Source organism: Paenibacillus sp. lzh-N1 (assembly GCF_002872435.1).
GTDB classification, from domain to species: Bacteria; Bacillota; Bacilli; order Paenibacillales; family Paenibacillaceae; genus Paenibacillus; species Paenibacillus polymyxa_C.
The window spans coordinates 4,553,300-4,579,994 of the sequence record NZ_CP025696.1 but is presented as its reverse complement, the minus strand read 5'-3'; the positions used below and the strand labels follow the sequence as shown (position 1 = coordinate 4,579,994).

15 protein-coding genes and 3 pseudogenes are annotated in these 26,695 nt (G+C 40.7%); 13 read left to right on the top strand and 5 right to left on the bottom strand.

Going from position 1 to position 26,695, the window contains the following annotated elements; genetic code table 11:
- Nucleotides 1–16: 16 nt before the first annotated feature.
- The 5 genes from C0638_RS20600 (at nt 17) to C0638_RS20575 (ending at nt 13,020) form a co-directional block, all read left to right on the top strand.
- Nucleotides 17–9,376 carry a non-ribosomal peptide synthetase gene (locus C0638_RS20600; protein ID WP_102163736.1) on the top strand — a complete coding sequence of 3,120 codons (9,360 nt, stop codon included), beginning with the start codon at nt 17–19 and terminating at the stop codon, nt 9,374–9,376.
- 12 nt (nt 9,377–9,388) lie between these two features.
- Complete coding sequence (locus C0638_RS20595) at nt 9,389–9,739, top strand: MFS transporter (protein WP_058710627.1); 351 nt, start codon at nt 9,389–9,391, stop codon at nt 9,737–9,739.
- Nucleotides 9,740–9,778: 39 nt separating this feature from the next.
- A complete protein-coding gene (locus C0638_RS20590; RefSeq protein ID WP_058710628.1) occupies nt 9,779–10,471 on the top strand; it encodes a response regulator transcription factor in 693 nt (230 codons plus the stop codon).
- A 4-nt stretch (nt 10,472–10,475) separates the two neighbouring features.
- Nucleotides 10,476–11,528 (top strand): HAMP domain-containing sensor histidine kinase, encoded by a 1,053-nt coding sequence (locus tag C0638_RS20585; RefSeq protein ID WP_058710629.1) that lies wholly within the window; start codon nt 10,476–10,478, stop codon nt 11,526–11,528.
- Between the two features lie 325 nt (nt 11,529–11,853).
- Nucleotides 11,854–13,020: an alpha/beta hydrolase family protein gene (locus tag C0638_RS20575; protein ID WP_025677727.1), complete on the top strand. Its 1,167-nt coding sequence runs from the start codon at nt 11,854–11,856 to the stop codon at nt 13,018–13,020.
- Between the two features lie 182 nt (nt 13,021–13,202).
- Here C0638_RS20575 and C0638_RS20570 read toward each other — a convergent pair.
- Nucleotides 13,203–13,393: pseudogene (locus tag C0638_RS20570) on the bottom strand (TetR/AcrR family transcriptional regulator); the annotation flags it as partial.
- A 16-nt stretch (nt 13,394–13,409) separates the two neighbouring features.
- Here C0638_RS20570 and C0638_RS20565 point away from each other — a divergent pair.
- Nucleotides 13,410–13,736: pseudogene (locus C0638_RS20565) on the top strand (tautomerase family protein); the annotation flags it as partial.
- 157 nt (nt 13,737–13,893) lie between these two features.
- Here C0638_RS20565 and C0638_RS20560 read toward each other — a convergent pair.
- Nucleotides 13,894–14,445, bottom strand: a complete 552-nt coding sequence (locus tag C0638_RS20560; RefSeq protein WP_058710630.1) for a GNAT family acetyltransferase — start codon at nt 14,443–14,445, stop codon at nt 13,894–13,896.
- A 276-nt stretch (nt 14,446–14,721) separates the two neighbouring features.
- Between C0638_RS20560 and C0638_RS20555 the strand changes: the two are divergent.
- From C0638_RS20555 to C0638_RS20540, 5 genes and pseudogenes are all read left to right on the top strand, one after another.
- A pseudogene (locus C0638_RS20555) lies at nt 14,722–15,381 on the top strand (MBL fold metallo-hydrolase); the annotation flags it as partial.
- 167 nt (nt 15,382–15,548) lie between these two features.
- Nucleotides 15,549–15,695 (top strand): hypothetical protein, encoded by a 147-nt coding sequence (locus C0638_RS25225; RefSeq protein ID WP_158657705.1) that lies wholly within the window; start codon nt 15,549–15,551, stop codon nt 15,693–15,695.
- Between the two features lie 288 nt (nt 15,696–15,983).
- Nucleotides 15,984–16,790: a DeoR/GlpR family DNA-binding transcription regulator gene (locus C0638_RS20550; RefSeq protein ID WP_324912065.1), complete on the top strand. Its 807-nt coding sequence runs from the start codon at nt 15,984–15,986 to the stop codon at nt 16,788–16,790.
- Between the two features lie 26 nt (nt 16,791–16,816).
- The gene (locus C0638_RS20545; RefSeq protein WP_058710634.1) at nt 16,817–17,623 is read left to right on the top strand and encodes a Cof-type HAD-IIB family hydrolase; all 807 of its coding nucleotides are present in this window, start codon (nt 16,817–16,819) and stop codon (nt 17,621–17,623) included.
- Between the two features lie 930 nt (nt 17,624–18,553).
- Nucleotides 18,554–19,297: a hypothetical protein gene (locus tag C0638_RS20540; protein WP_233902238.1), complete on the top strand. Its 744-nt coding sequence runs from the start codon at nt 18,554–18,556 to the stop codon at nt 19,295–19,297.
- Nucleotides 19,298–20,368: 1,071 nt separating this feature from the next.
- Here C0638_RS20540 and C0638_RS20530 read toward each other — a convergent pair.
- Both C0638_RS20530 and C0638_RS20525 read right to left on the bottom strand, forming a co-directional pair.
- Nucleotides 20,369–21,589: a CynX/NimT family MFS transporter gene (locus C0638_RS20530; RefSeq protein ID WP_058712577.1), complete on the bottom strand. Its 1,221-nt coding sequence runs from the start codon at nt 21,587–21,589 to the stop codon at nt 20,369–20,371.
- Between the two features lie 200 nt (nt 21,590–21,789).
- Entirely contained in the window at nt 21,790–22,587 is a 798-nt protein-coding gene (locus C0638_RS20525) for a dihydrodipicolinate synthase family protein (RefSeq protein ID WP_102163732.1), read from the bottom strand.
- Nucleotides 22,588–23,562: 975 nt separating this feature from the next.
- On the opposite strand from C0638_RS20525, the gene C0638_RS20515 reads away from it, so the two are divergent.
- On the top strand, nt 23,563–24,477 hold the full coding sequence (locus tag C0638_RS20515; RefSeq protein ID WP_029515234.1) for a LysR family transcriptional regulator: 915 nt from the start codon (nt 23,563–23,565) through the stop codon (nt 24,475–24,477).
- A 469-nt stretch (nt 24,478–24,946) separates the two neighbouring features.
- Here the strand turns inward: C0638_RS20515 and C0638_RS20510 are convergent, their stop codons facing one another.
- The gene (locus tag C0638_RS20510; protein WP_058712278.1) at nt 24,947–25,894 is read right to left on the bottom strand and encodes a cation diffusion facilitator family transporter; all 948 of its coding nucleotides are present in this window, start codon (nt 25,892–25,894) and stop codon (nt 24,947–24,949) included.
- A gap of 290 nt (nt 25,895–26,184) precedes the next feature.
- On the opposite strand from C0638_RS20510, the gene C0638_RS26225 reads away from it, so the two are divergent.
- The gene (locus tag C0638_RS26225; protein ID WP_082689683.1) at nt 26,185–26,562 is read left to right on the top strand and encodes a TnsA endonuclease N-terminal domain-containing protein; all 378 of its coding nucleotides are present in this window, start codon (nt 26,185–26,187) and stop codon (nt 26,560–26,562) included.
- The last annotated feature ends 133 nt before the right edge of the window (nt 26,563–26,695 follow it).

Sequence of the window (26,695 nt, the reverse complement as noted above, 5' to 3'; positions counted from 1 at the left end):
CCGAGGGGGAAATCCGATGAGTAAAAAACTTGAAATCGAAAAAGTGGCTAATTTAACGCCTTTGCAGGAGGGGATGCTCTTTCATACAGTGATGGAGCCAGAATCACAGGCTTACTATGAGCAAGTACGAATGACCATCCGGGGTGAACTGAACCTGGAGGCTCTGCAAAAGAGCTTCCAGACTCTGGTGCAGCGTCATGAGGCGCTTCGTTCGAATATTTATCATCAAAGCGCCTCCCGTTCGCGGCTCATCGTGTTTAAGGAGCGAAATGCGGTGCTTCGTTACGAGAATTTGATAAATATTCCCGAGGCAGAGCAAGCTGCAGCCATTCGCAGCTATGCAGACACAGATCGGAACCAGCGTTACGATCTGAGCAAGGATTTACTCATTCGTCTGACGGTGCTTCAAACCAAAACGCACGTATATACGCTGATTTTAAGCTTTCATCATATAATTATGGACGGTTGGTGCCTCGGCATCGTTATGGAAGAGCTGTTCGCGGCTTATGAAGCACTGAAAGCGGGTAAGACTGTACAACTGCCGACACCGCAGCCTTATACGGGCTATGCCCGCTGGCTGGATAAGCAGGATAAGAAGGCGGCGAAGGAGTACTGGCAGTCCATTCTGAACAGCTATGATCAGCCAGCCGTGCTGCCAACCCTGCCTGTAGCACATTCACTCCTGGCAGATACCGGGTACCTGCTGCATGAGCATAAAATAACACTCACGGATGAAACAACCCGTCATTTGCGAACGGTGGCAGAACACAACGGCACAACCCTTAGCAGTCTGTTTCTGGCCGCATGGGGAGTGGTGCTTGGAGGATACAACCAAAGTGAAGACGTCGTTTTCGGCACCGTTGTTTCCGGTCGGCCGCCGGAGCTTGCAGGTGTAGAACAGATGTTGGGACTTTTCATAAACACCATACCGATACGAATCAAATGGGATGCAGACCAGCCGTTTTCAAGTCTGCTTCGTGAAGTGCAGCGCAACATGGTTCACTCGCGAGCATATGACTATTGTTCACTCGCTGAAATACAGGCCCAGTCAGTGCTCAAGCAGCAACTTATGGATCATTTTGTTGTATTTGAAAACTACCCACTGGAGGATATAGTTGGTCGGCCTGATTTGCAGGAACGGCTTGGATTTGTCGTAGAGGACGCCCAGTTGTCTGAAGAAACGCCTTACCACTTCAATATCGAAGTAGAAGACGGAAAAGCACTGGGTTTTATGCTGTCCTACAACAGCTATGTCTACAGCGATGAAGCCATGAAACGGTTAGCCGGACATTTGGAGCACGTACTCGTTCAGATTGCACATGCACCTGAACTCCCGCTGGAGGACATTCGCCTGCTGACTGCTAGCGAGAAGGCTGAGCTCACCAATGTATGGAGCGGACCGGTTGCCGCCTATCCTGCTGGGACGTTCCATGGAATATTTGAGGCGCAGGCAGAACGTGTCCCGAAACGGACTGCTGTCATCTACGAAGATACCGCACTGACCTATCATGAGCTGAATGAGAAGGCCAATCTGCTTGCTCAAGCGCTACAAAGTCGCGGGGTCGAACACGAGCATCTCGTCGCCGTGATGCTTGAGCGTTCAGCAAATATGATTATCGCTGTGCTAGGCATTATGAAAGCGGGAGCTGCCTACGTACCTGTCGATCCGACCTACCCGAAGGAGAGAATTACTTACATGCTGCAGGATAGCAGGGCTACGATTATGCTCACGCAATCTTCCCTGACTGAACTACTGGCAGATGTGGATTTTGCAGGTGAAGTGCTGGATTTGCCAGTATTACTTCAACAAGCTTCGCAAGCGGAGCAGGCCTACCAACAGGGGCCCACTTACACACCTATCCATGATCCTGAGGCTTTGGCTTACGTCATTTACACATCGGGAACGACGGGCAACGCCAAAGGCGTGATGATCGAGCATCGCCATTACGTAAATACGGCGTGGGGCTATAGAGAAGCTCACCAGTTAAAAGAATTTCCAGTCAAGCTCCTTCAGATTGCCAGTATGTCGTTCGATGTCTTTGCAGGTGATCTGGCCAAGACATTTGTGAACGGGGGCACCATGGTCATCTGCCCGCAGGATGTGCGCAACGATCCTCCAGCTTTGGCGCAGGTCCTCGAGCAGCATAAAATTACGACGTTTGAAGCTCCGCCAGCCTTGTTGACGCTGCTTATGGACTATGTATATGAACACGGTACAGATGTCAGTGCCATGAAGCTACTTACTACAGGCGCGGACAGCTTTGGCGTTGATAATTATCGGACACTATTGAATCGCTTCGGTGATACGATGCGCATCATGAATACCTATGGTGTAACCGAAGCGGCAATTGATTCCAGCTTTTATGAAGAAACTGCTGAACGTCTGCCTTCATCCGGTATCGTCCCGATTGGAAAGGCACTGCCCAATCATAAAGTATATATCCTGGATGAGGCTTTGCGTCCGCTCCCGATCGGTGTAGCCGGGGAGCTGTGCTTGGGCGGTGCCTCAGTAGCCCGCGGATATTTGCACCGTCCTGACTTGACGGCGGAGAAATTTCTACCGAATCCTGTTGTGAACGGAGAGCGTCTGTACCGCACCGGAGATCTGGCACGCTGGCTGCCGGATGGCAACATTGATTTCATCGGCCGAGTTGACTTTCAGGTGAAAATTCGTGGCTACCGGATCGAGCCTGGGGAAATTGAGTCGGCCTTACTCCAATTGGATGAGGTACGCCAAGTGGTGGTCACGGATAGAACGGATAAGGGCGGACAAAAGTATTTGTGCGCCTACGTAGCAGGTGCAGCCAACAAATCCTTCCTGCGGACAGAGCTGGCCAAGCAGTTGCCGAGCTATATGGTGCCCCAACATATTATCGTGCTGGATCAATTGCCTTTGACCCATAACGGCAAAATTGATCGTCATGCGCTTCCGGAACCCGAAGATTTTGTGTTGACCGATACCGAATATGAAGCGCCGCGGAGCGAATTGGAGCAGACACTCGCTTCCATCTGGGAGGAAGTTCTTGGCGTTAAACCGATTGGCCTGCGCAACAACTTTTTCGAGCTTGGCGGAGATTCTATCAAAGCACTGCAAATTGCGGCCCGGTTGAATGCAAAGGGCCTCAAAATGGACATGAAGGATTTGTTCCGTCATCCGCAGATTGAATTGATCGTTCCTTATATTAAGACAATAACACGGATCATCCCGCAAGGGGCAGTCCAAGGTGCAGTGGAGCTGACGCCAATCCAGTGGGAATTTTTTGAGTATCATCAAACCGAACGTCATCATTACAATCAGGTTGTCATGCTCCAGAACACCGAAAGATGGAATGAAACCTGGCTGAGAAGCGCCATGGATAAGCTGACCACGCACCATGATGCCTTGCGAATTACCTTTGATGAGCGAGAAAAAGAACCTGTCGCCTATAACAGAGGCACAGCCGAAGGTGAATGCTTCACATTGGAAAGCTACAACTTATTATATGCTGATCAACCTGAGGCAGAAATCTTACAATTGGCTGACGCGTTACAACGCGGCTTTGATTTGCGTAACGGCCCGCTTGTGCGTTTGGCTTTATTCCGGCTGCAGGAAGCCGACCATTTATTAATCGTCATTCACCATCTTGTCGTAGACGGTGTATCGTGGAAAATTCTGTTGGAAGACCTGGAAAAAGCCTATCAGCAGGCTGCTAACGGTCAAAAGCTACAACTGCCTGCCAAAACTGATTCCTATAAGGAATGGGCAGCACGTTTATCCAAGTACGCGCATAGCGCGCAGGTGCGTCAGGAAATAAACTATTGGAATGAGGTAGAAGCCCGTGAGATACGTCCTCTGCCAAAAGATCATGAGGTTTCGGTTAGCCTCATCCGTGACGCACACCAATCAGAAGTGACACTCAGCCGGGAAGAAACTGAAAACCTGTTGAAACACGCGCACCATGCCTACAATACAGAAATAAATGATATTTTACTGACGGCGCTAGGATTAGCTTTTTATGAATGGAGCGGACATGCTGAAATTGCAGTCCAGGTGGCTAGTCATAACAGGACGGATTGGATTAAAGACATTGACGTATCCCGTACAGTTGGCCGGTTTACGTCCGTATATCCGTTTGTGATACATGTGAGCAAGCCCGAAGATCTGGCCTATCAAATCAAGCTGATTAAAGACAATTTGCGGCGTGTACCCAACCAAGGTGCTGGCTATGGTATTTTACGCTATTTGACCAACAGGGAGCAGCAGGATAAAACAACCCTTTTTTCTGCCAAGCCACCTGAGATCAGCTTTAACTTTGACGAAGAAGCCAGAGAAGGTACAACATGGCGTACCTCGGCACTATCCATGTTTGCCGGTTCTGCAATCAGCCCTCTGACTGAAAAAGCACCCTGCTTTGGTATTCATGGTGTGGTGGCTAATGAAAGACTCAGCATTGTATTCGAATATAACGCGCGTGAATATGAAGCATCGACGGTGGCGCAACTTACAGCCAGCTTTAAGAATCATCTGATCGAACTTATTCGCCATTGCTGTGCTAAGGAAACAGCAGAACAAAGCCCGACGGATTTTACATATGGGCAATTGTCTTTGGACCAGTTTGAAAATATTGCAAATCGTTTGACAGATAAGCTGTTAAACTACCAAGTGAAAATTAAAGACCTCTATCCGCTTTCCCCGATGCAGGAGGGAATGCTATTTCATGCCATAGCTGATGAAAAGTCAGAGGCTTATTTCGAACAAACGATTATTACCATTCATGAAGCTATGGATACCGACCTAATCAGCCGAAGCCTACAAAGGCTGATTGACCGCTATGATATTTTCCGTACGGTATTCGTGTATAAGGAGACGGATCGTCCGCTTCAGGTTGTACTGGAGGAACGATCAGCTACTCCTGTGCATACCGAAGATGTGCGCGGTCTACCAGAGGCGGAAAAGCAGAGACGACTCCAAGCCATTTTACAGGAAGAGCGGCAGAGAGGTTTTGACCTGGAGAAGGAAGTTCTTATCCGGTTAGCGCTTGTGCAGTGGGATGAGGATATCTCGAAGCTTATCTGGATTTCTCATCATATAATTATGGACGGCTGGTGCATGCGAACGGTAGCCAAAGATTTTTTTGAAATTTACACATCACTTCGGGACGATACGCCTTTAACATTAGAGCCCGTCTATCCATTCAGTAGCTTTATTCAGTGGTTGGAAAGACAAAATAAAGAGGAAGCAGCAGCATACTGGAACCATTATGTGGATGATTTTGAAAATGAAACCGTCGTGCCCGGCTATACCCGCTCCGTTGATTCTTCGTTTCAGGCAGAGCAGCTCATATGCACATGGGGAGAGCAGCTGACCCAAGGCATGGAGCAAATGGCCAAGCAAAACTGTGTTACCGTCAGCACTTTATTTCAAACCGTATGGGGCTTGTTACTACAAGCGTACAACAATAGTAATGATGTCATTTTCGGGTCCGTTGTGTCGGGCAGACCTGATGAGGTCCCTGGGATTGAAAATATGGTCGGATTATTCATTAATACCATACCTGTACGTATTAAAAGCTCCGCAGAACTTCGATTTTCCGACTTGCTTACGTCTATACAGGATTCCTTGATGGAGTCCAATCGGTATTCCTATTTTTCCTTGGCTGATATTCAAGCCTATAGTGTACTAAAACAAAACCTGATCCAGCATATTGTTGCCTTTGAGAATTTCCCCGTTTCGGAAGAACTTGCGGACACGGAAGTAAAATCCAAATCTCTCCGTGTTGGTAAAGTTGAGGATATTGAACAGACCAACTATGATTTAAATGTAATCGTCATGCCTGGGCGCGAGCTGGAAATCAAATTTAGTTATAATGCATTGACGTATAACAAAAATGCGATCAAACAATTGGCTGCCCACCTCATCCAAATTATGGAGCAAGTGATTCAGAACCCAAATATCCGGGTTTCGGAGATTGATCTTTTGACGGCAGAGGAAAAACAACAGATTTTGTTTGAATTTAACGATACACGAAGACCGTACCCATCGGATCACACTATACATCGCGCCTTTAAAGAACAAGCAGAGAAAACACCGGAAGCAGTAGCGGTTGTATTTGAAGATTGTGAGCTAACCTACCGCGAATTAAATATAAAAGCTAATCAACTGGCCTCGAAGCTGCGGAAACTGGGCGTTGTGACGGATACCATCGTAGGCATTTTGACTGAACGTTCACCAGAAATGATTATCGGTATTCTTGGTATTTTGAAGGCGGGTGGAGCCTACTTGCCGCTGGAGCCTTCTTATCCGCAGGAACGGATTATGTTCATGCTTCAGGATAGCGGCAGCGAAATTTTGCTAACCCTGTCCGGCAAGGGAAAACAGATGAACACTTTCAATTTCTCCGGTATGGTTCTGGATCTGGCAGACATCAACTCCTACGATTCAGACGACTTCATTCTTTCTGAATCGATGACGGCAGACGACCTGGCGTATGTCATGTATACATCCGGTTCAACCGGGCGTCCCAAGGGTGTCATGATTGAACACCGGAATGTCATACGGCTAGTGAAGAACACCAATTACATGCCGTTTGCCGAGAACGAACGCATTTTGCTAACAGGGGCGCTCGTGTTCGATGCCTGTACTTTTGAAATTTGGGGAGCTTTGCTGAACGGATTGCGCTTGTACATTGTACCAGAATCCGTAATCTTGGATGCTGTTCAGCTTGGTGAAGCGCTGGATCGATATCATATTACAACGATGTGGATGACATCGCCTTTGTTTAATCAGCTCACCCAGCATAAACCAAATCTCTTTGCTTCGCTAAATCACCTGCTAGTGGGCGGGGATGTGCTTTTATCCGGGATCATTGATACAGTGAGATCACATTCTCCGGGACTGAACGTTATCAACGTTTATGGCCCTACGGAAAACACCACCTTTTCTACTTATTTCCCGATTGATAAGGAATATAACCGCATTCCTATTGGCCGTCCGATTGGCAATTCAACCGTTTATATTATGGATTCTTCAAGCAGGCTGCTGCCCATTGGTGCTCAAGGAGAAATATGTGTTGGCGGGGATGGTCTCGCGCGTGGCTACCTGAACCGGGATGATCTGACCCAGCTAAATTTTGTCCCTAATCCATTCATTCCGGGCGAAAAAATGTATCGGACAGGTGATTTGGGCAGATGGCTACCCGATGGCAATCTGGAGTATCTCGGACGGATAGACCAGCAGGTTAAAATCCGCGGATTTCGTATTGAACCTGGGGAAATTGAAACCCAGCTCATGAGGCATGATGCAGTTCAGGAGGCGCACGTAACGGTAAAAAGCACAAACGATGGTCAAAAAACGCTCTGTGCTTATATCTCAACCGACGTACCGCTATCTAAGAGTGATATGAAGACCCATTTGACTGGCCAGTTGCCGGATTATATGATTCCTGCCCAGTATGTGTTCCTGCGGGCTTTTCCTCTGACAACGAACGGTAAAATCGACCGCCAAGCATTGCCTGAACCAGAAATGGCCAGCGGTACCGATATGGAATATGTTGCTCCGACTAATGAAGTGGAACAACAGTTGGCGGACCTGTGGCAAGTAGTGCTTGGCGTTGAAAAGGTCGGCATTGACGACGGCTTTTTCGAGCTTGGAGGTCATTCATTGAAGGCCATTCAACTGGTATCCAAAATGCAGGAATCGAACATTCCACTGGATATACATCAATTGCTGCGATATCAAACGATCAGAAACCTGGCCAAGCTGTTACAACGTGGTGAAGAGGGCGGAGAGAACACGGATACGCTTATTGCGAAAACTCAGGAGGTTGAGCAGGCAATTGCCGATGCGTTTGGTGTACAGGCATGGCTTCATTTCGTATCCGCCGATAAGCAAGACTATTTGTTCCTGCAAGTTAAGCCTTTTCACACAGAACAAGTTCAGGCAATCACAGCGTTTATCCAATCTCGTATCCATCCAGACCTTCATCCCCATTATATCGTTCGCTGGGGAACCGACGAACCAGATAGAATTTTTGGGACTCTACCAACTAACGAAGAACAAGAAACCTTACTTAAACTACAAGCCGATGAATGGCTTGCTAGCATTGCCGAGTCAAATATAAGCTGGAATACCAATATATTAAGTCTAAATGCTATTGGGTGCTATCCGCTTGCACCAGCTCAGCAGTATCATTTGCAGCATTTTACAGGCTCGGGCATGGCAATACAGTTAGATAGCTACTTGGACACCGAGCGTTTGACCGCAACAGTTCAGCGGCTTCTTCACCGCCATGAATTGCTAAGAAGTGTGCTTGTTCAATCGTCCGGAGCATGGGAATGGGAACTGCATCCAGCTCCAGAGCATCTTTCTTTACCGATTGTTGATCTCTCGGATCAGCCGATACAAGCACAACGCAGGCTACTTTTATCTATCGCTTCCAGCCTGTTTTTAGAACCTTATGAACTTACACAATCGTTGCAGTACCGGATTGTCCTGGTTCGCTTAAATTTGCGTGAACATCTGTTGTTATTTCCTTGCTCGCACATCATCTTTGATGCTACGAGCAGCGACATCTTACGCAGACAGCTTTTTGATGAATATCATCACCCGCAACAGGAATATACGACAGAAGAGGTGCAGTACCGGGATTATGTGAACCATATCCGTCAAGGCCCTCAAGGAATCAGAGATCAGGAAATCAGCGAGCAATTCGAACTTCAGAGGTTTGGTGAGAATAATGAACGTATCCACGCGCTGACCGAAGAACGCAACTATGCTGACACTACTAGATATCGCTGTACGCTGAATTTAAGCGGAATTTCAGAGCAGCACGGCCCTACGATGATGTGGGAGATTTCTCTTCAAATGGCTGTACGTTTTTTCAGCAGCTATTTCGAAGGCTCTGATGTTCCGCTTTGGCTTACTAATTATGGAAGACAATATGGCGACCGGAATTATTTTGGAATCGTAGGCGAGTGTATTGATCATATACCTGTTGTACTGCAGGAAGATGACATGAAACCCTATGAAAAGAGCATCCATACCCATCTGGACTTTGCTTCACGCTATCATTTGAACTTTTTCAACCTGATCTTTAATGCGGAAATGGAGGAAGCTTACCCGGTATCCAGTAGCTTTTTGAAAAAGGGACTTGGGCAGCTGCCCATCGTATTCAACTATTTAGGTGAGGGACGCGATGATGCAGAATTGCTCGACAATCTATATACCGAAAGCACACAGACTAATGTCAACAAGGTTATTTTCTTCGAGTCAGAGCATGTAGGGGATATTCTGAAAATTTCACTTACCATTCCATATAAAGAAAACCGGCAGTATATCCATCAAATCTTCCAGACTGCTAGTGACAGGCTTTTGAATGCTCTGACTATTTTGCAGTAAGAAGATGAAGATGTGAATCTATTGTTTAAGGATAGCCGTTTTAGCCGTTTCTTCGCATCTCGTACTTCTGCCAATATCGCGGACAGCATTTATTCTATCGTCCTGCTGTATTTTGTTCAGCAATCGACACAGTCGGTGGCGATGACCAGCTTCACGTATACGGCCGTATCTGCGGCGTCGATTTTCAGCTTTCTCGGGGGTCCTTTGGTGGACCGTTATTCACCGCCTTTGTTAGCCAGCATCGCTTTGTTTACGCAGGCTGTGTTAATTTTGGCCGTCCCGTTTCTCATTCAGGGCGGGATGGCCAATCTGATCGCTATTCTTGTTATTGTATTCATTGCATCATGCTGCCGCAACTGGTAGACTCGCAAAAGTATATTAAAGCAGCTCGGAGGTGCAAAAGTGCAAAAAAAGATATTAGTTGTAGATGATGATAAAGATATAGTAAAACTCATAACAAAGAGTTTAAGTTATGAGGGATTTGAAACGATTCCAGCATATTCTGGGAAAGAAGCCTTATGTGCATTGAAAGAAAATCACATTGATTTCATCATTCTTGATATAATGATGCCTGGTATGAATGGTCTTGATGTCTGCCGAAGCATCAGAAATTCTTATAATGCTCCAATTCTGTTTTTAAGCGCTCGGGATAAGGATATTGATAAAATCGTTGGGCTCGAAATAGGGGCAGATGATTATATGACAAAGCCCTTTAGCATTCAGGAGCTTACTTCCAGGATAAGGGCCAACTTCAGAAAAGTTGACAGGCTGCTTAAAGAGTGGAATGAACTTAGTCCCAATAGAGAAAGGACTGATTCTCCTCTCATCTTGAATGATAAGACCTTTGAAGTATTTCTAAATAACAGAATGCTTAACTTATCAACAAAGGAATTCCAAATATTGTCCATGCTCATGCATAACCCCAATAATGTATTGACTCGTGAGCGGATATATGAATATGTCTGGGGAGACGAATACGGAGAATTAAATACCGTAACGGTTCATATAAAAAATATCCGTAAGAAACTTGGTCCTGAATATGACTTTATTAAAACAATTTGGGGCATCGGATATAAGTACAAGGAAAGAGAGTAATGGTATGAAACTGAAAATAAAGCTGCCTTTACTGTTCCTAGTGATGTTTATAGTTTTTATGGTTTCAATTGGAATCTATTTAAAGTTTATCTTTGCAGCATATTCACCTATATCCAGTTCATTACTGAATCCCTCATATATAGGATTACTCTTTCCTATATTTGCTATTGCCTGTTTCATCTTTATTATTTTGATTATGTATATTTATTTTTTTATAGAAAAACCAATCGGACTGCTTAATACCAGATTGGAAAGAATAAATATTGTGCATCCATTGCCTCCACTTGCATTAAGAAGTAATGATGAAATTGGAGACCTTTATAATCACTTTAATAAGATGGAAAAGAGGCTCCAACTAGCACACAAAGAGCAAACGGATATCATTGCTGCCATTGCTCACGATCTAAAAGCACCATTAACATCTATTAATGGTTTTGCTGAACTGTTAGCTATGCAAAAGGGTCTATCAGAAAATGAAAAGCAGGAATATTATGAGTTGATACAAAAAAAGTCAAAGTATATGGCTGAACTCATCAATGACTTTGTAAGCTTCACCAAAGAGAAACAGGATTTAGAATCCATGACTGTGAAACCCGTTGATGCATCAAAATTATTTGAAAACATTGCCCTAGAATATGAATATGAGCTATCAGGACTTGACTGTGAGCTTGTTTACAAACATTTATTCACGGGAAATGTAATGCTTATGGTCAATGAAATTATGATAGGTCGGGTCTTTGGTAATCTCTTTAGTAATGTCGTAAGATATGGAGGAAAAAATGAGTTGAAAGTGTATATGACTGGATACTCACAAGGTTCTTATGCCTATTTTGAAATTGAGGATAATGGGACTGGAGTGCCGGATAAGGATATCTCTTCACTATTTTTTAAATTTTTCACTGTGGATAAATCCCGGCAAATTGAAAATGGCGGGATAGGGCTTGGACTTGCAAGCTGTAAATCAATTATTGAACATCATGGTGGAGAAATCTATGCATATTCTTCTGAGTATGGCGGTCTGGGCATAAAGTTCAGCCTTCCACTTGCAAAACACTAATTTTATTTTTTTACAATAAATTAAAGGCCGCTGCTGGTTGAAAGTACAGAATATAGGCAGTGGCCTTTTTGCTTTTTAGTACTTTATGATTTTTTATATTCTCTTTATAAAGATTTATTTTCCTTTTAGAGAAGCTTTATTTTTATATCTTAAAATTTACTTGTAGCTTAAACACTACAAGTAAATTGATAGGAGGAAATGATATGGTAGAAAATCAAGTTTGCGGCACCGACATAGATAGGTGCTACCATTTCGAAACATACACCCTTGCTTAATCAGAGAAGGACGGGAGTAATCAATAGAACTAGAAAAGGGGGATACTGCAATGTCAATTGAATTCAGTCGTTGGCCAAACAACTATATGATGTCATATCAAGTAACTAAAGCTCTAGGCATGGCAAGTCTTGGTGCTACTGATGTCACCGAAATTTATGAAGCATGCAAAAAAATAGATCCCAATGATAAGGAAACATGGCATAGGGAATGGCTCATAACAGCAGAGGCCTTGGAAAGACATGGCAAGGAGGCAGAAGCTTTTGGAAACTGGTATACAGCACGTAACTGCTACATTCGTGCTTGCAATTACCACCGAATCGCTGAATATGCTGTGATGGATAATGACACCGAGAAAATCCGTATATTTAGGAAGGTAAATGAACTCTTCGAAGCTGCCGGAAAGTACTTCGATGTCAAACCCGAGAAAATCCAAGTAGATTATGAGGATGTCAAGTTGGATGGGTACTTTTTCTCACCTTCTTGGATAAAAGGTCCGAAGCCCACAATTTTGGCTCTCAATGGTGGTGATGAGTGGTCAATTGAGAACTATTTCTGGTTAGGGCCTGCCTTTATTTCGTGTGGATATAACTTTATGGTCTATGACCAGCCTGGGACCGGTCTCTCAATGTACGAAAAGGGAAAGGGCAGACGAGCTGACAGCGAGGCTTTTCATTCAAGAGCAATCGACTTTCTTCTGACTAGACCGGAAGTGGATCCTAGCAAGATTATTGTCCATGGTGAGAGCTTTGCGGCATACGACTCCCTTAGATTTGCTTCCTTCGACCACAGGATTGCTGCCGTCATCTCTGACGGAGGCACCCACGCATTCGACTGGGAAGCAATGCTAAAATGGATGCCGCCGAGTTTGGCTGCTCACGGCATGAGAATCCTGGGTGCAAAAAGCTTGGATGACTTTGCGGAAAATCCTCGTTTTGCCTACAATCTCGAGGGCGTGCTTCATCAGATAGAATGCCCGCTTCTTGTGATGCACGGTGCGGAAGAGATATTAGTTCAGCCCAATCCACTAACGCAAGCTCTTAAAAATTACGAGCAGGCTGGTTCGAAAAACAAGACGTTCTTCGCCATAGAGGATAGAAGACTTGGCGGATTAGAACACTGCCAGGTAGACAACATCAACGTGCTGCATGAGGTAGTACTGAATTGGCTTTGTTCCATTGGTCTTGGCCCTTCTGCACCTAGACCAAGTGATTGCTAGGACATTTTTAAGTTAATTAGAAGGTGAACATACTTTAGTTACAGGTGGAAATGTGTTTGTTAGAAAGCATGTAGCGAGATATTATAATTTAAGGATCATGAAGTTTAATATAAGGGGTCTCGCCAACATTTTAACCGTTCTATACGCTTAGCATTAGCGGACATGCATTTTTGGCTGCAAATTATTTCTTTTAATTCATTAATGTGTGTCTCATGATTTGATTCAATAAATCATATTTGTTCTCATAATGAAGATAAATCGTACCACGGTTTACGTTTGCTTGGTCTGCAATGTCTTGAATGGCAATGTTATCGAAGTTTTTTGCAGCCGTTAGCTCTATAACAACAAGAAAGCAGCCGACCAATGTGATCAGCTGCTTTCTTTGTTTTGTTGCCCACCAAGTTGTTGTGGAAGCTTTTGACGTTCCTGAGCGAGATCGTTACCAAATCGTTCACGAACACCCGGCGGACCATATGATTATTGAGGATACTGGGCTAGGATTTAACCGTACCGATAGTCTAGTTATTCTCTCCATAATAAGCAAAGCCCGGCCAAAAGAGAAGAAACAAAAGCTCTATTCCTTGCTGGCTGAAAGGTTAGAAGCTGAATGCGGCATCGCACCAACCGATTTAATGGTATCTATTGTTGAAAATAATGATGATGATTGGAGTTTTGGACTGGGGGAGGCACAATTTTTGACCGGTAAGTTAAGCTGATTCAATGCTAGTCATTTCGATCTTAATCGGTAATATCTCTAATTCTAATCGCCCTTCAACTGGCCTGGTAGGCTAGTTGAAGGGCGATTTCCATGAGGTTTGGTATTGAGATAGTAAAATAGGCTTATGGATGGTCCAAAATTACAATTACATCCAATCATTCTGATGTATAACAACCCAATTGATAGTAAGTATTATTGTTGAAATCAAAGCTTTTAATCACGTCAAGACCAAGCTTTTTGGTATGGGCAGCGTAAGATCTATGATTGATGTGGTTTATAAAAGTTATCAATATCGGATATTTTTTACTCATTTGCATTCTGGAAAAATCAAAAACCTTTCGGAGTACTACCGTCCCCCTGTAATCCATATCAATGCAAATTGGCCCATACTGATAAGTGTTTTCAGTAGAAAGCGTAATTCCCTTATATTCTGTATCTTTCAAATCGTCAATCATAAATTGAAAAAGAGGCCACTTAGCCCAATACTTCCATGAGGCAGCCATCACATAAGCAATAATCTTCTGGCCATGACATGCAATTGTAATTCCATTTTCTTTTTCAATTAATTCCTTAAATTGTTCTTCTGTAAATAAGGTTGTTACGAAGCCATCGGGTTTGTCTTTTTCACTAATGGTTGTAATGTGATATTTTTTTTGTAATTCCACTATAGCAGATATATCATCAACAGTAGCGTTTCTATAAATCATTGTTATCCTCCTATATGAAATGAGCTTAAAAAAACTTTACTTCAGCATTCGACATATTGCAACCATTTTAAGTTATAGGTTTTTGCGAGAGGAAGGCTACACTATGATCAGGAGAGCGTTAACAGGGGGAGAGCGACTGGAATTTCTATTATCCTACCTGTCTTACAAGGGAACATTGGAAAAGTTTTTTAACAATTTTCCCAAGAGGGAGAGGATTTTCAGATCGACCCACTGCAGATTAGTGTAGCCCCTGACGAATAAGCAAATGGAGTTAGAATTGATACAGGGCTTGGGATTGATAGTATCAAAAGAATAACAGAGCAGTTGACATCTTTACCTCTAAAAGTTATTACGACGCATGTCCACACTGACCACATAGGTAACCATGGCGAATTTGAACGGATCTTTGTCCATAAAGGAGATGAAGACTGGCTAATTAACGGGATTCAAGGCTTAACAATATAGCAAATCAGGAAGAATATTAGAAGAGATATAACCTTGCCTACTCCAGAAAGGTTTAATCCGGATACATACCAACCCTTTAAAGGAAAGCCGACAGGTTTGTTGAAGGATGGTGATATATTCGATCTAGGGGACAGAAGATTAATTATATATCACACTCCAGGACATTCTCCTGGTCATATTTCAGTTTTCGATGAAACAAAAGGGTATTTATTTACTGGCGATCTGCTCTATGATGAAGCGCCAATATATGCCTTTTATCCTTCAACGAACCCTGTTGATTTAGTGAATTCATTAGAAAAGATTGCAAGAATACCCAACGTCAAAATGGTATACGGTTCTCACAATACATTAGGACTTAATCCAATAATTTTAGTTGAAGTAAAAATTGCAGTTAAATTTCTGAGGGAACATGATCTCGTCAAATTTGGAACTGGGATTCATAAATTCAACGGATTTAGTGTTCAGTTCTAATAATCTTGTCAAACTAACGGGAAACGTTAGCTCAATAAAATAGCGACAGTCTAGGACTTTATTTCGTGTTATTAGGTCAATCAGAGATTTCTGGTTGGCCTTTTTTCTTAGGCATCATATGATGGCGGTAGCCGAGAGAACGTTGACTTTATTGAGGCGGGCCCGTCGTGAAAACAGTTCTCTCACTGCCCTCAATGACCATGTTTGAGCTGGTTGAGACAGGGATCTCGTATCACAAGCGAAGCTATGGGGGAACCATCGTGGGAGTGGCCGCAACTTTAATATTAGGGAGTGTGTTCTGGAGCCGGTTGTAGGATTAGATGTGGATTAGTTTCCTATTTTAATACGCGAGGAGTGCAAGCATTTTATAATCAATCCACTTCAAACTAAACGTGCGAGAAACACGCAACTGCGAAAAGTAAAAACCGACACTGCAGATGTCAAAAGATTGAATTTATCAATAAATAGGCAAAATGAATAAAGTCCCTGGACTCTTAATGCGATGTGCATGCGGATCGGGGACTTATCATGTGAAATACTCAATATAAGCGGTTTGCTTAATTTTCGAAAAACACTTAAAAACACTTAACAAAAAGCGTTAAATTGCTTATGATGAATATAGGGAAAGGGGGAGGGATTATATTCACCAAGAGGAACGACTTTTAAAAATTTTGGAGTATCTCCAAAGCCGTAACCAATTATCAAATTCGGAAATCTGCGATTTATTGAACATCTCGAGAGATACGGCAAGAAGGGATATTATTAAGCTTGTTCATGAAGGGGGGGTTATCAGAACCCATGGAGGTATTGCCTTACCCTTATTAAAAGAAGAAATAAGAGCCTACAAGGAACGTGTAACCTCAGCAACAAAGCAAAAGATGCTTATTGCAAAAGCAGCTTCTGAGTATATCGCTGACGGAGATGTATGCTTCATGGATGTATCGACTACCATTCAACTGCTCTGTGGGCAATTGGACAAGAATCTGACGGTTTACACACACTCGTTGGATAATGCAGAAGCTTTATCAGCAAAAAGTGAAATTAACATAAATTTGCTCGGGGGCAAATTTAATCATGAAAACCGTTTTTTTTATGACTACGACACGGCTATGCAGTTGAACGAAGTTTTTTTTGACAAAGCTTTTTTAGGAGCTGCCGCCATTATGGAAGACGGAGTGTATTTTGCGAACCGTGATGATGCTTTAGTTAAAAAGCTGGTATCGAGGCGTGCCAGAGAAGTATTTTTACTTGCCGATTTCAAAAAATTTAATTTAACAAGCCCGTTTAAAGGTCTGAATTTTTCCGAAATTGATATTCTAATTACAAATCAGGATGCCCCGAAGCATTCATTGCTGATGTTGCAGGATAGCGGAGTAGAAGTTATCAAGGTGCTTGAGGAAGAAAAGTGATAAAAAATCGCAAGGGAGCATGGGCCATGATACAAGCAATCTTTAGCGATATTGACGGGACGTTGTTAAATTCAAAACATCAAATTACATTCGACACCAAAAATACAATCCAAAAGGTTGTGGGAGGAGGAAATATCCCTTTTGTACTCGTTTCAGCGAGAATGCCAAGCAGCATTTTTCCTCTTCAGCAAGAGCTCAATATTAACGCTCCCGTCATTTGTTATAGCGGTGGTCTAATATTGGGCTGTAATAGGGAAATCCTCCATAGCATCTGTTTATCGAAAAAGAGCATTAAACAAATATACGATATTGTATCGGATCATTATCCTTCTATTAGTTTTAACTTATATGGCTATGACCAGTGGATCGTTGATAACACTCAAAATCCTTGGGTAATTCAGGAAGCGGGAATTATTAATGGCTCTCCCATACAGAGGGTGCTTTCCTCATATATAGAAGAAGATCATGAAACTCACAAAATTTTATGCATGGGACCTCCCGAAGACGTTGAGCGGCTTGTACAACAAATCAAAAATGAAGTTACTGGTATCAGTGTCTATAAATCCAAGGGAACCTATCTGGAAATTATGGATGAGATGGTGTCCAAATCGTATGCCATTCAGGAACTCGAGGGGATATTTAATATTACTTATCGTGAATCGATGGCCATTGGAGACAACTATAATGACATGGATATGATTTTGTACGCAGGCCTAGGAATTGCAATGGGGAATGCGCCAGAGGAAGTTAAGAAAATTGCCGACTGGGTCACATCGAGTAATGATGAAGACGGTTTGAAAATAGGCTTGGAGAAATACATTTTGTCCGTTTGAAATGATCCAGTGACATTGGATATCCAAACACCAAAAAACTGTAGGCATTAGAAATAGAACAGAGGGGGACACATAACCCTGAGGATACTGAGTTTGTATCTTCTCGGTCTGCGAGTGACGAGAACGGTAGAAAAAGAAAAGCAGAGTGAGACGACAAAAAGAGATCAACGTGTTCCGACCGTTGATCTCTTTTTGTTGTGCTCAATCAGCACGACAGATTACAAAAGAGATGAGGAAAGTTAGGTTGGGAGTTTGGTTGTCTGGATTTGTAGTGAAGAGCTTATTTACCTGTAATGCAGAAGAGCAGAAAGGCACGTTCTTATTATGGGCATCAAAAGTCAAGTTTAATGAATATATAAGTATACTAAATATCACATTCACATAGGAAATCATACGAAAAGGTCCCTAAATATCCATTTTTCAACAGCAAGATCAGAAAATAATTTGGCAAAGTTCATTTACTTCTAGATGGAGGTGAGTTGCATTTTGTATTAGGTGTGTTTTTAAATAATGTTCTCCAGCTAATTGACAATTTATCATTTGTCGGGTGACAAGAACATTGTTACATTCCCGATAGGATTTCATCGACGGCGACAGAGGCCCTTTTATTAAACTAAAGGGCAGGATAGTCAATTTTTCACGAATACTTTACATTTGAAAGAAATTTGCGAAATTCGTAGATAAGAGGTTATGAGAAAAGTGATGTAAGCTTTTGGGTGCTAGGTGAACAAGGAGAGCCTGCTTGCCTTATGACGGATTTTCTTATAATGGACTGATTAAAACCCATGAAAACGTGGGTTCTTTTTTATGCAACATTAACGTTATCTTTGTGTGATCAAACATAGGGCTTTAGCAGTTAGACACCATTCATAGATATAGTGAATAAGTGGATAGTGTATAATGAAGAAAATAGGAACGGAGGACAAATCGGTGAAGATACAACTATTGGTACTAATCATTTCTATTGGTGGAGTAGTATTAGCGACATTCATTTCTGTGTTTGCTGTGCTTCGATTGAAAAAGAGTCATCAAACGGCGAGTGACGAACAGAAGAATAGCAGAAAAGTAAACTTAGCCATACCGTCTAAAACATTTGAAGTTGAACTCCATCAATCACTCTTTCAGGACTGGGGAAGTGGTGTGGAGGAATCATCGTTTCAAGACGATAAATCTAGTGTTTATCTAGAAGTTTATAATCATGGAAATATCCCAGCAGAAAATGTCATGGTTGAGATTGCGGTTGATTTTGATGAATTAAATGATTTTATGAAAGATCATACCGCTTTCAATGATGAAGATAATCATTCATTTTATCTTTCTGAGGAAGAAGAAAAAGTCGTTATTTCATTTAATAAAGTAGAAAATATCAAACATGAAATCAGTTTTCATCTTGAGGAATTGGGAACGATTCGTCCTGTTGGCGCAGAAAAACACGGTATAAAAATACATCTTCCTAGATGGTACATATACTTATTGAACATAAAGGCATTTAATGAAAACTTGGATTTATTCAGTTTGAATATCATATTGGTGTACAAAGATCCGAATAATGAAAGTAAATTATGTACAGAAGAGTTTTTGATTGAACCTGAGATACATATGGCGAAGAGGGAAGAAGAGCATTCTAATAATAAGGTGAAGTATAGAATTAAGGGTGAGTTAATAATAGAATAACTGTTTGGCACGGTTTATACGGCTTCCAGTAGGTAGTCGTTCTTTTTTGTTTCAAAAGATACTTAACAATATCCTGGCAGCCAGCTACAAGGCAATTAAAATGAACAAATGGACTTCAAGGATCAATGTGAAATCGGTGAACCTATTTAGGTAACTTTGCGTCATTAATGTAGGAACATTTTTGTCATTGGATAAAAATGGGGAGAATATGGACTAAGTAATTGTAGTGACACAAATCTTCCCTAAGTCTAGCCTCAGGGCTAAATACAGTGAGATTGATGAATTTTACCTGATTTATATCATGAAGAATCCACATTGCTATGAGGGTTTCCTAAGACATCTTCACAAAACCCGTATTTCTTTTAGTTTGATTAAATTATTATTTAGTCTTTATTTAATAAGGATTTTATATATTTGATTGTAAGTATAGGTTTAAGCCATAGACACATCGGCAGAGGGATAGCCACAGAAGCAACAGCGAAAGCCATAGCTTCTATCCATTCTGAAAAGAAACATGAATTCATTCATGCTTTTGCAATCCTGCTTCTAATGTCATTTGTCGCAAGCTTGGCTTCTTCTTATTGGTGAATGTGATTTTGAATACCCTGTTGGTACTACCATACGATGTAATGACTGGAGGCTGAGGGTCGGGGACGGCTTATCTTAGTTGTGTAAAATAGATATTAATTGTAATTTGCAAGAAATATGTCGTACCGTTCGGCACAATAGCATGCAGCGCTTCCATGAGCTTGAGTGAGGAAACTAAATCATTTCCAGGGAGCTTAATGATTAAGTGGATCAATTCGAAAGATCCCAGGAAATAAAGAAATGATCTCGCCAAATTTGGAACTGGGATTCATAAATTCAACGGATTAGCATTCAGTTCTAATAATCTTGTCCAACTCACGGGAAACGTTAGTTCAATAAAATAGCGACAGTCGGTAAGAAGTTCTCTTGTTTTCAACTATCCATTCCCCTTTATATATTAATACCAATTACAAAAAAGTCTCAAAAACAAATGTTTTTGAGACTGGGTTAAAAACCAAGTATTCTTGTTTACTGACTGGTATCCTATGCTACATATTCATTTTTTCCTGCGCCTATACCCGTGATAAAGATAATAACAGAAGTTAAAACTAACATCAGTAAGGAAGTATTCCAATTATGTGTCACATCATGCAACCATCCAAATAAGACAGGGCCGATAGCAGACAAAAGATAACCTAATGATTGAGCCATACCGGATAATTCTGCTGCCTCATTCGTATCTTGAGTACGTAAACTAAAAAACATCATAGCTAAACTAAAGGCAAATCCCACTCCAATTCCAACCATAATTATCCATATTGGAATAAGGATCGTGCTTCCGTGTAAGATACCGAATACCCCTCCAATAAGCAAGACGACTGAAACCAGTACTAATGAATGCTGCTTCTTTAAACGTCCAGCTAAAATAGAGACAATAAACGTAGTAGGAAGCATAGCAAATTGCATTAAAGACAACATCCAGCCAGCTTCATGAGTGTTCAGCCCTTTTTGTTCAAGAATTTCAGGAAGCCACGTTATCATGGTATAGAAGATTAAGGATTGAAAACCCATAAATAACGTGACATTCCATGCTAGTTTAGAATGCCATAAGTTTATAGATTTAACTTTCTTTTTAGTTTGTACAAATCTAATAGATTTATGTTGATTTTGTATTAGTGGTAACCAAAAGAAAAGTGTAAGAAGAGATAAGATTCCCCAGCATCCGAGACCTCCTGACCATCCTAACCCTGATAATGAGGAGATGGGGATACTTATACCGGATCCAATAGCTCCACATAAATTCATAGAGACTATATAAATCCCTGTTATCATTCCTACATTTTGTGCAAAGTTATGTTTAATGAGACTGGGAAGTAATACATTACCAATGGCAATACATGAACCAATTAAGATTGTTCCTATAAATAAGGTTATTACACCACCAAAAGAACGTATTCCAAATCCAATGGTTAATAAGATTAAAGAAATAAATAGGATAAACTCCGTACTAAAACGTTGAGCTAACTTAGGGGCAAAAGGGGATAAGAATGCAAAAGTAAGTAAAGGTACTGTAGTTATTGTCCCTGCTAGTATATTAGATATGCCTAAACTGTCACGTATAGAATTTATTAGTGGACCCACTGAAGTTAGTGGGGCTCTGAGATTGGCTCCCATTAGGATGATACCTATAATAAGTAATCCTATTCTAGGCTTTAGATCCGGTTTCGGTTGTCCTAGTTGATTGGTTTTTTGTGAAATACCCATGATCGCTATAGATCCTCCGTATTTAATACTAAAGCTTTTCTAAATTAGTAATCAATTCATTTATTGTTTGGATTGCCACACTTCTATATTGTTCCACAATAGTAACCGTAAAGCAGAGAACATAATAAAATGTTGTTTTCTACTTGACGGTTACTTTTAAACATTTTAATTAAATTAAGCGAATTTTTGGACTTCTCCCGTTAGTTAATAGGAGAACGACAAGCCCCTACTTTTATACCTAAAGAATTATAGTGATTTTTTATGTTTATGATGGCTTGACCACTTGTAACTTTATTAATTAATTGTTTTATCTTCCAAAGGTCTACTGGTTTATTCATTAATAAGTCATTAAAAATTTGTTTGATTTCTTGTGGGTAAACATTTCCTACCATACTAGAAAGTCCATTACATCCATTCATTATCTTTTCTGTAAGATTTACATCTCCACCAGCGAACATAATGAAATCATCTGGTAAGTCAGTATTATGGTGACGTTTGGCATCACTCTCTTCTTTAAGTCCTACAAGGTTAGAGTACTTTTGGTTAATAACAGTCTTTAATGATTCAGCACTTAGCTCAAATCCTGTTCGGAAAGGATTATTATAAAGGACAACGTTTTTGGTGGTATGTTGTAGCAGCTCATTGATATAAGAAATAGCTTGTTGTTGTGTCGGCTGAATGTAAGGTGGAAACTGAATTAGAATAGAATCAAAAACAGATTCCTCAAGCTTTTTAACCAGTTTTATTGCATTTCTTGTTGTTGTAGCTGATACGCCAAACATCAGTTCAACATTTTCAAATTTTTGTTGATTAAAATAATCAATAATATGGATACGCTCTTCAATGCTCATTGAATTTTGTTCGCCTGTCGTAGCAGACACAAGTAGTGAATCTATCCCGTTATCTGTTAAATGTTTAACAATAGGATTGAATCCTTCTAAATATAAGCTTTCATCATCACGAAAGGGAGTTGGAATAGCAACATTAAAATTTTTCATCAGTTATATCCTCCAGTGTATATACATTACAAGAACTAATTTGTACATAAGGTCAAATACTAAATCCTTTCAGATAATTTTTAAAAGGTATATTTGAATGACTAAATTGTTCTATGTTCATGTTGTTTAAAGTTTGGTTACATTCTTCAGGCCAAAAGTATTAACTAATCTTTTCTAGTTATTCTTTGTTTGTGTATCTGGTTTGACTATGTGACGAGGTGTACTACCCACCGGTTTCTCTAAAAACCAAGTGCCCATTGAAGTAAGAACCGGTACATTTTGAAACGTGTAAATAATAGCATCCTCTGTTTGCTAAGTGTTGCAATGCTCATGAGCAGAGCAAGGAGGAGCTAAGAATAGGTCACCTTTTTTCAATTCAATCTTTTCTCCATCCACGATACTTTAACCCTCGCCCTGAAATACTAGATTGAGAGCTACATTAGTATGACGATGAGCTTTATTATGCCCACCAGGTTTAAAAATTTGGACGACTACTTTCATAGTTGATGAAGTTCCATGCGTATCCCCTGTATGATTATGAATGAGTGACAATGTTCCACGGCCACTTTAAAGAAAGCCTTCCGATACAGATTAATTGAGTAATGGATAAATGTCTTTCCATTTCCATGAACATGCTCGAACGGCAGGCTTACTACTCTTTATTAAAAACTCACTGTAGTAGATAATCTCTGTTTTTTGACTACCCATCTTATCACCCCCACAAAATTTTTACACAGTTTAAAGAATGTATACTTTTAGGATTAAAGACTTTACTTGGATCTCTGTGCAACTAATAGTCTAAGACAGTTCAATCAATAGTACAATTCAATTATTTATATAATAATCATAGGTTTAACCTATGATATAATGTGTAATATCTAAGATTGTTTATAGTATTCCTATTGAAATTCATGTTAATGAACTTGCAAAATGCAAAGGTAGGAACTATTACCGTTTAAATCAGGAGGCTTAAGAATGGAGTTAAGACAACTTGAATATTTTTACGCTGTGTGCCAAGAGCTACATTTTACAAGAGCAGCAGAAAAGGTAGGGATTTCTCAACCTTCTTTAAGTCAACAAATTCGTTTGTTAGAACATGAAATTGGCACACTTTTATTTGATCGCATTGGTAAAAAGACGGCTCTTACGGAATCAGGGGAATTACTCTTAAAGTATACACGTAACATTTTTCATGAACTGGAACAGGCAAAAACCTCAATAGATGAACTAAATGGTCTTCAAAGAGGAACCATTTCTATAGGCACCTTGTTAACCGTTGAAAATTACCTCATTCCGCCCACATTACGTAGTTTCCATCATCTATATCCTGGTGTTAAGATATCTGTGTTTGGATTACGTACTGGGGATATTCAAAAACAACTGTTAGAAAATAAGCTGGATATAGGCATTGTTTTTTTACCTATGAAAGGGGATGAATTAGAAACCATTTCTTTATATAGAGAGGAAATGGCGTTTGCAGTGCCTGTTGGACACCCGTTAGAGAATCAGGATAAATTAGGTATAGAAGTCTTGCAAACAACACCTTCCATCTTACTTCCTGAACAATACTTTATAAGACAGCTTATAAATAAAGCTTGTAAAGATGTGGGGTTTATTCCAGAACCGGTCTTTGAAATTACAACCATGCAATCTTTAATTAATATGGTTATAGATAGGATAGGGGTAACTATATTACCGCGACCTTACTTAGAGTACCTTAACCATCCTCGTATCAGAATTATTCCCATTTTAAATGTTAATCTTGCTCGATATATAGGAATTATCTACAGGAAAGATAAATACCTGAGTGCTGCGACACGTATTTTTATTAATACTCTAAAAGAGACTTCACTCCATTTGACTCAGAATTTTATGAAAGGCACTGATTAAACAGTCCACTCATTTTATTAATCTTTATTTATATACTACTGGACATATAAAAGAAAGAAGCTACGACGGTCAATTCTTTTTTGGATTGGAAAAGTCAGAGGGAATAGCTTCAGGTGCTATTAATATGTAAAGAGAACGGAAAAGTCACCATTTCAAAAATAATAAGGTCACCTTGAATCACTGATTGAATCGTATCAAAGGGCAATCGCGTAGGTAAAGATGCGTACGAAAAACCGTATTGTGATGGTGGGCAGACTTGAATTATCTCGATTCAGATATGAATTTGACTTTTGAGAAAATAATGAGGTTTATACTAGATGCCATCGCTCCATTTAAGAAGGAATGACCCATTTTGCGTTAACAGACTTGGATCTTAGTCTACAGAACAAATTTCCAAGGAGTGCATTGGTACTTAGGGGAGCGGTCGAGGATTCAGCCGCTCCAAAAAAGTCAAACAGTCCTCCTTTTATTAATGGCCATGATGTGCATGTGCATCCGGCGCACCTGACTCTATAGTGCACAAAATGGATTCATCGTGTCTATGCTGTTCGGACTCGATCTGCAAAGTAGAGTGAGGAATGTTCTTATGCTCCAGCATATGCTCGATACTATGCAGTAGGGCCTCGGTTTCATGCACTGTTTTATTTCCATCAACTACAATATGCGCAGTCAGAGCGTTTAAGTTGCTAGTAATTGACCAAATATGCACATCATGTACGGCTTTCACACCTTCGAACTGCGAAATGGCTTGTACGACTTCCTCTACATCAATGTTACGGGGTGTTCCTTCCATAAGCACATGCAGGGAAGACTTACTAACAAAGTAACCACTGCGAAGGACAAGTACTGCGACAATTACACTAGCAAGTGGGTCTGCCCAACCCCATCCCAAGAACATCATCAGAAGAGCGGCAATAATCGCTCCAACAGATCCCAGCATATCGCTGAGGACGTGCAGATAAGCACCTCTCATATTCAGGTTGTGCTCTGTATCGCTACCTCGCATCATAATCCAGGCAACGAGTATATTAATGAACAGGCCAACAATACTGATAACTAGCATCCCTACTGTAGCTACTTCTGGAGGATTTATAAACCTTTCAATCGCTTCGTAAAAAATGTATAAGGCAATCGCAATCAGAGTAACACCGTTTAGCATTGCAGCCAATATTTCAAATCTCCTGTAACCAAAGGTTTTTTCCTTATTGATAGCTTTCTCTCCAAACTTAAACGCGAACAAAGCGATCGCCAACGCAAGAGAATCCGATAACATATGACCTGCATCCGAGAACAAAGCTAAACTATTGGTAATAAATCCACCAAAAGCTTCGACCAGCATGTAAGTAGTGATGATGATGAAGGAGATCAGCAATACTTTTTTATTGTTGTGTCGATGTCCATGATTATGTCCTGCCATACATATCCCAGCTTTCTATTTTATTAACATATGAGCAACTGTTCATATGTTTTATTGACTTTAATTATATGTGGGGAAAATCTACACGTCAAGTGCAGCATGGCGCAACATCAGTATTTAGTTGCCTTTAAGTTTTATAAAGCATTAAAGCACTTCCGTATTGAGAAAGTGGTTAATAGGTCTAACGTTGTTTTAGTGTATCTATTTTATGGTGTATATAAAGAGGGGATATTTTAAACAGCTTTAAGAAGTCGAGTAGGAGCGTCAAATTTAAAAAATAGAAACAAGCAATCAAAGCTTATTGTGAACAATATCCTAAGATTAGCTATGCTTTTAATGGTGAGCTACATACAAGTATTTTTGACATGTGGATTCAGTTGAAAGATGAAACTGTAAAATGTTGTGAGGTTAAATATGAATTCGAGTTAAATCCCGAAAATCCGCGTAACTCCCGAACGTTGAAACAAATAAAGGCACAGAAAATTTGGTGCGATAATAACGGGACTATACATGAAGTTGTTACAGACAAAGATCTAAGAAAGAACCACTTAGAATTGGAAAATAAATTAAAGGTTTGTTATCTCTATAATTTAAATGAATTACGGGGTTTCCCTTATACATATTCACAAAACCCGTATTTTGTACATATGTATTACATGAGCTGCTGAGATAAAACTTCTTCTCAACGATTGTACATCTGTCCAGTGACACAAAGCTTACCTCTTTTTTGACACAAAGTTTGCCCCTTTTGAATTAATGACACAAAGTTTATCCTCTTTTATTGCAAGTTGTTAGCTAGAA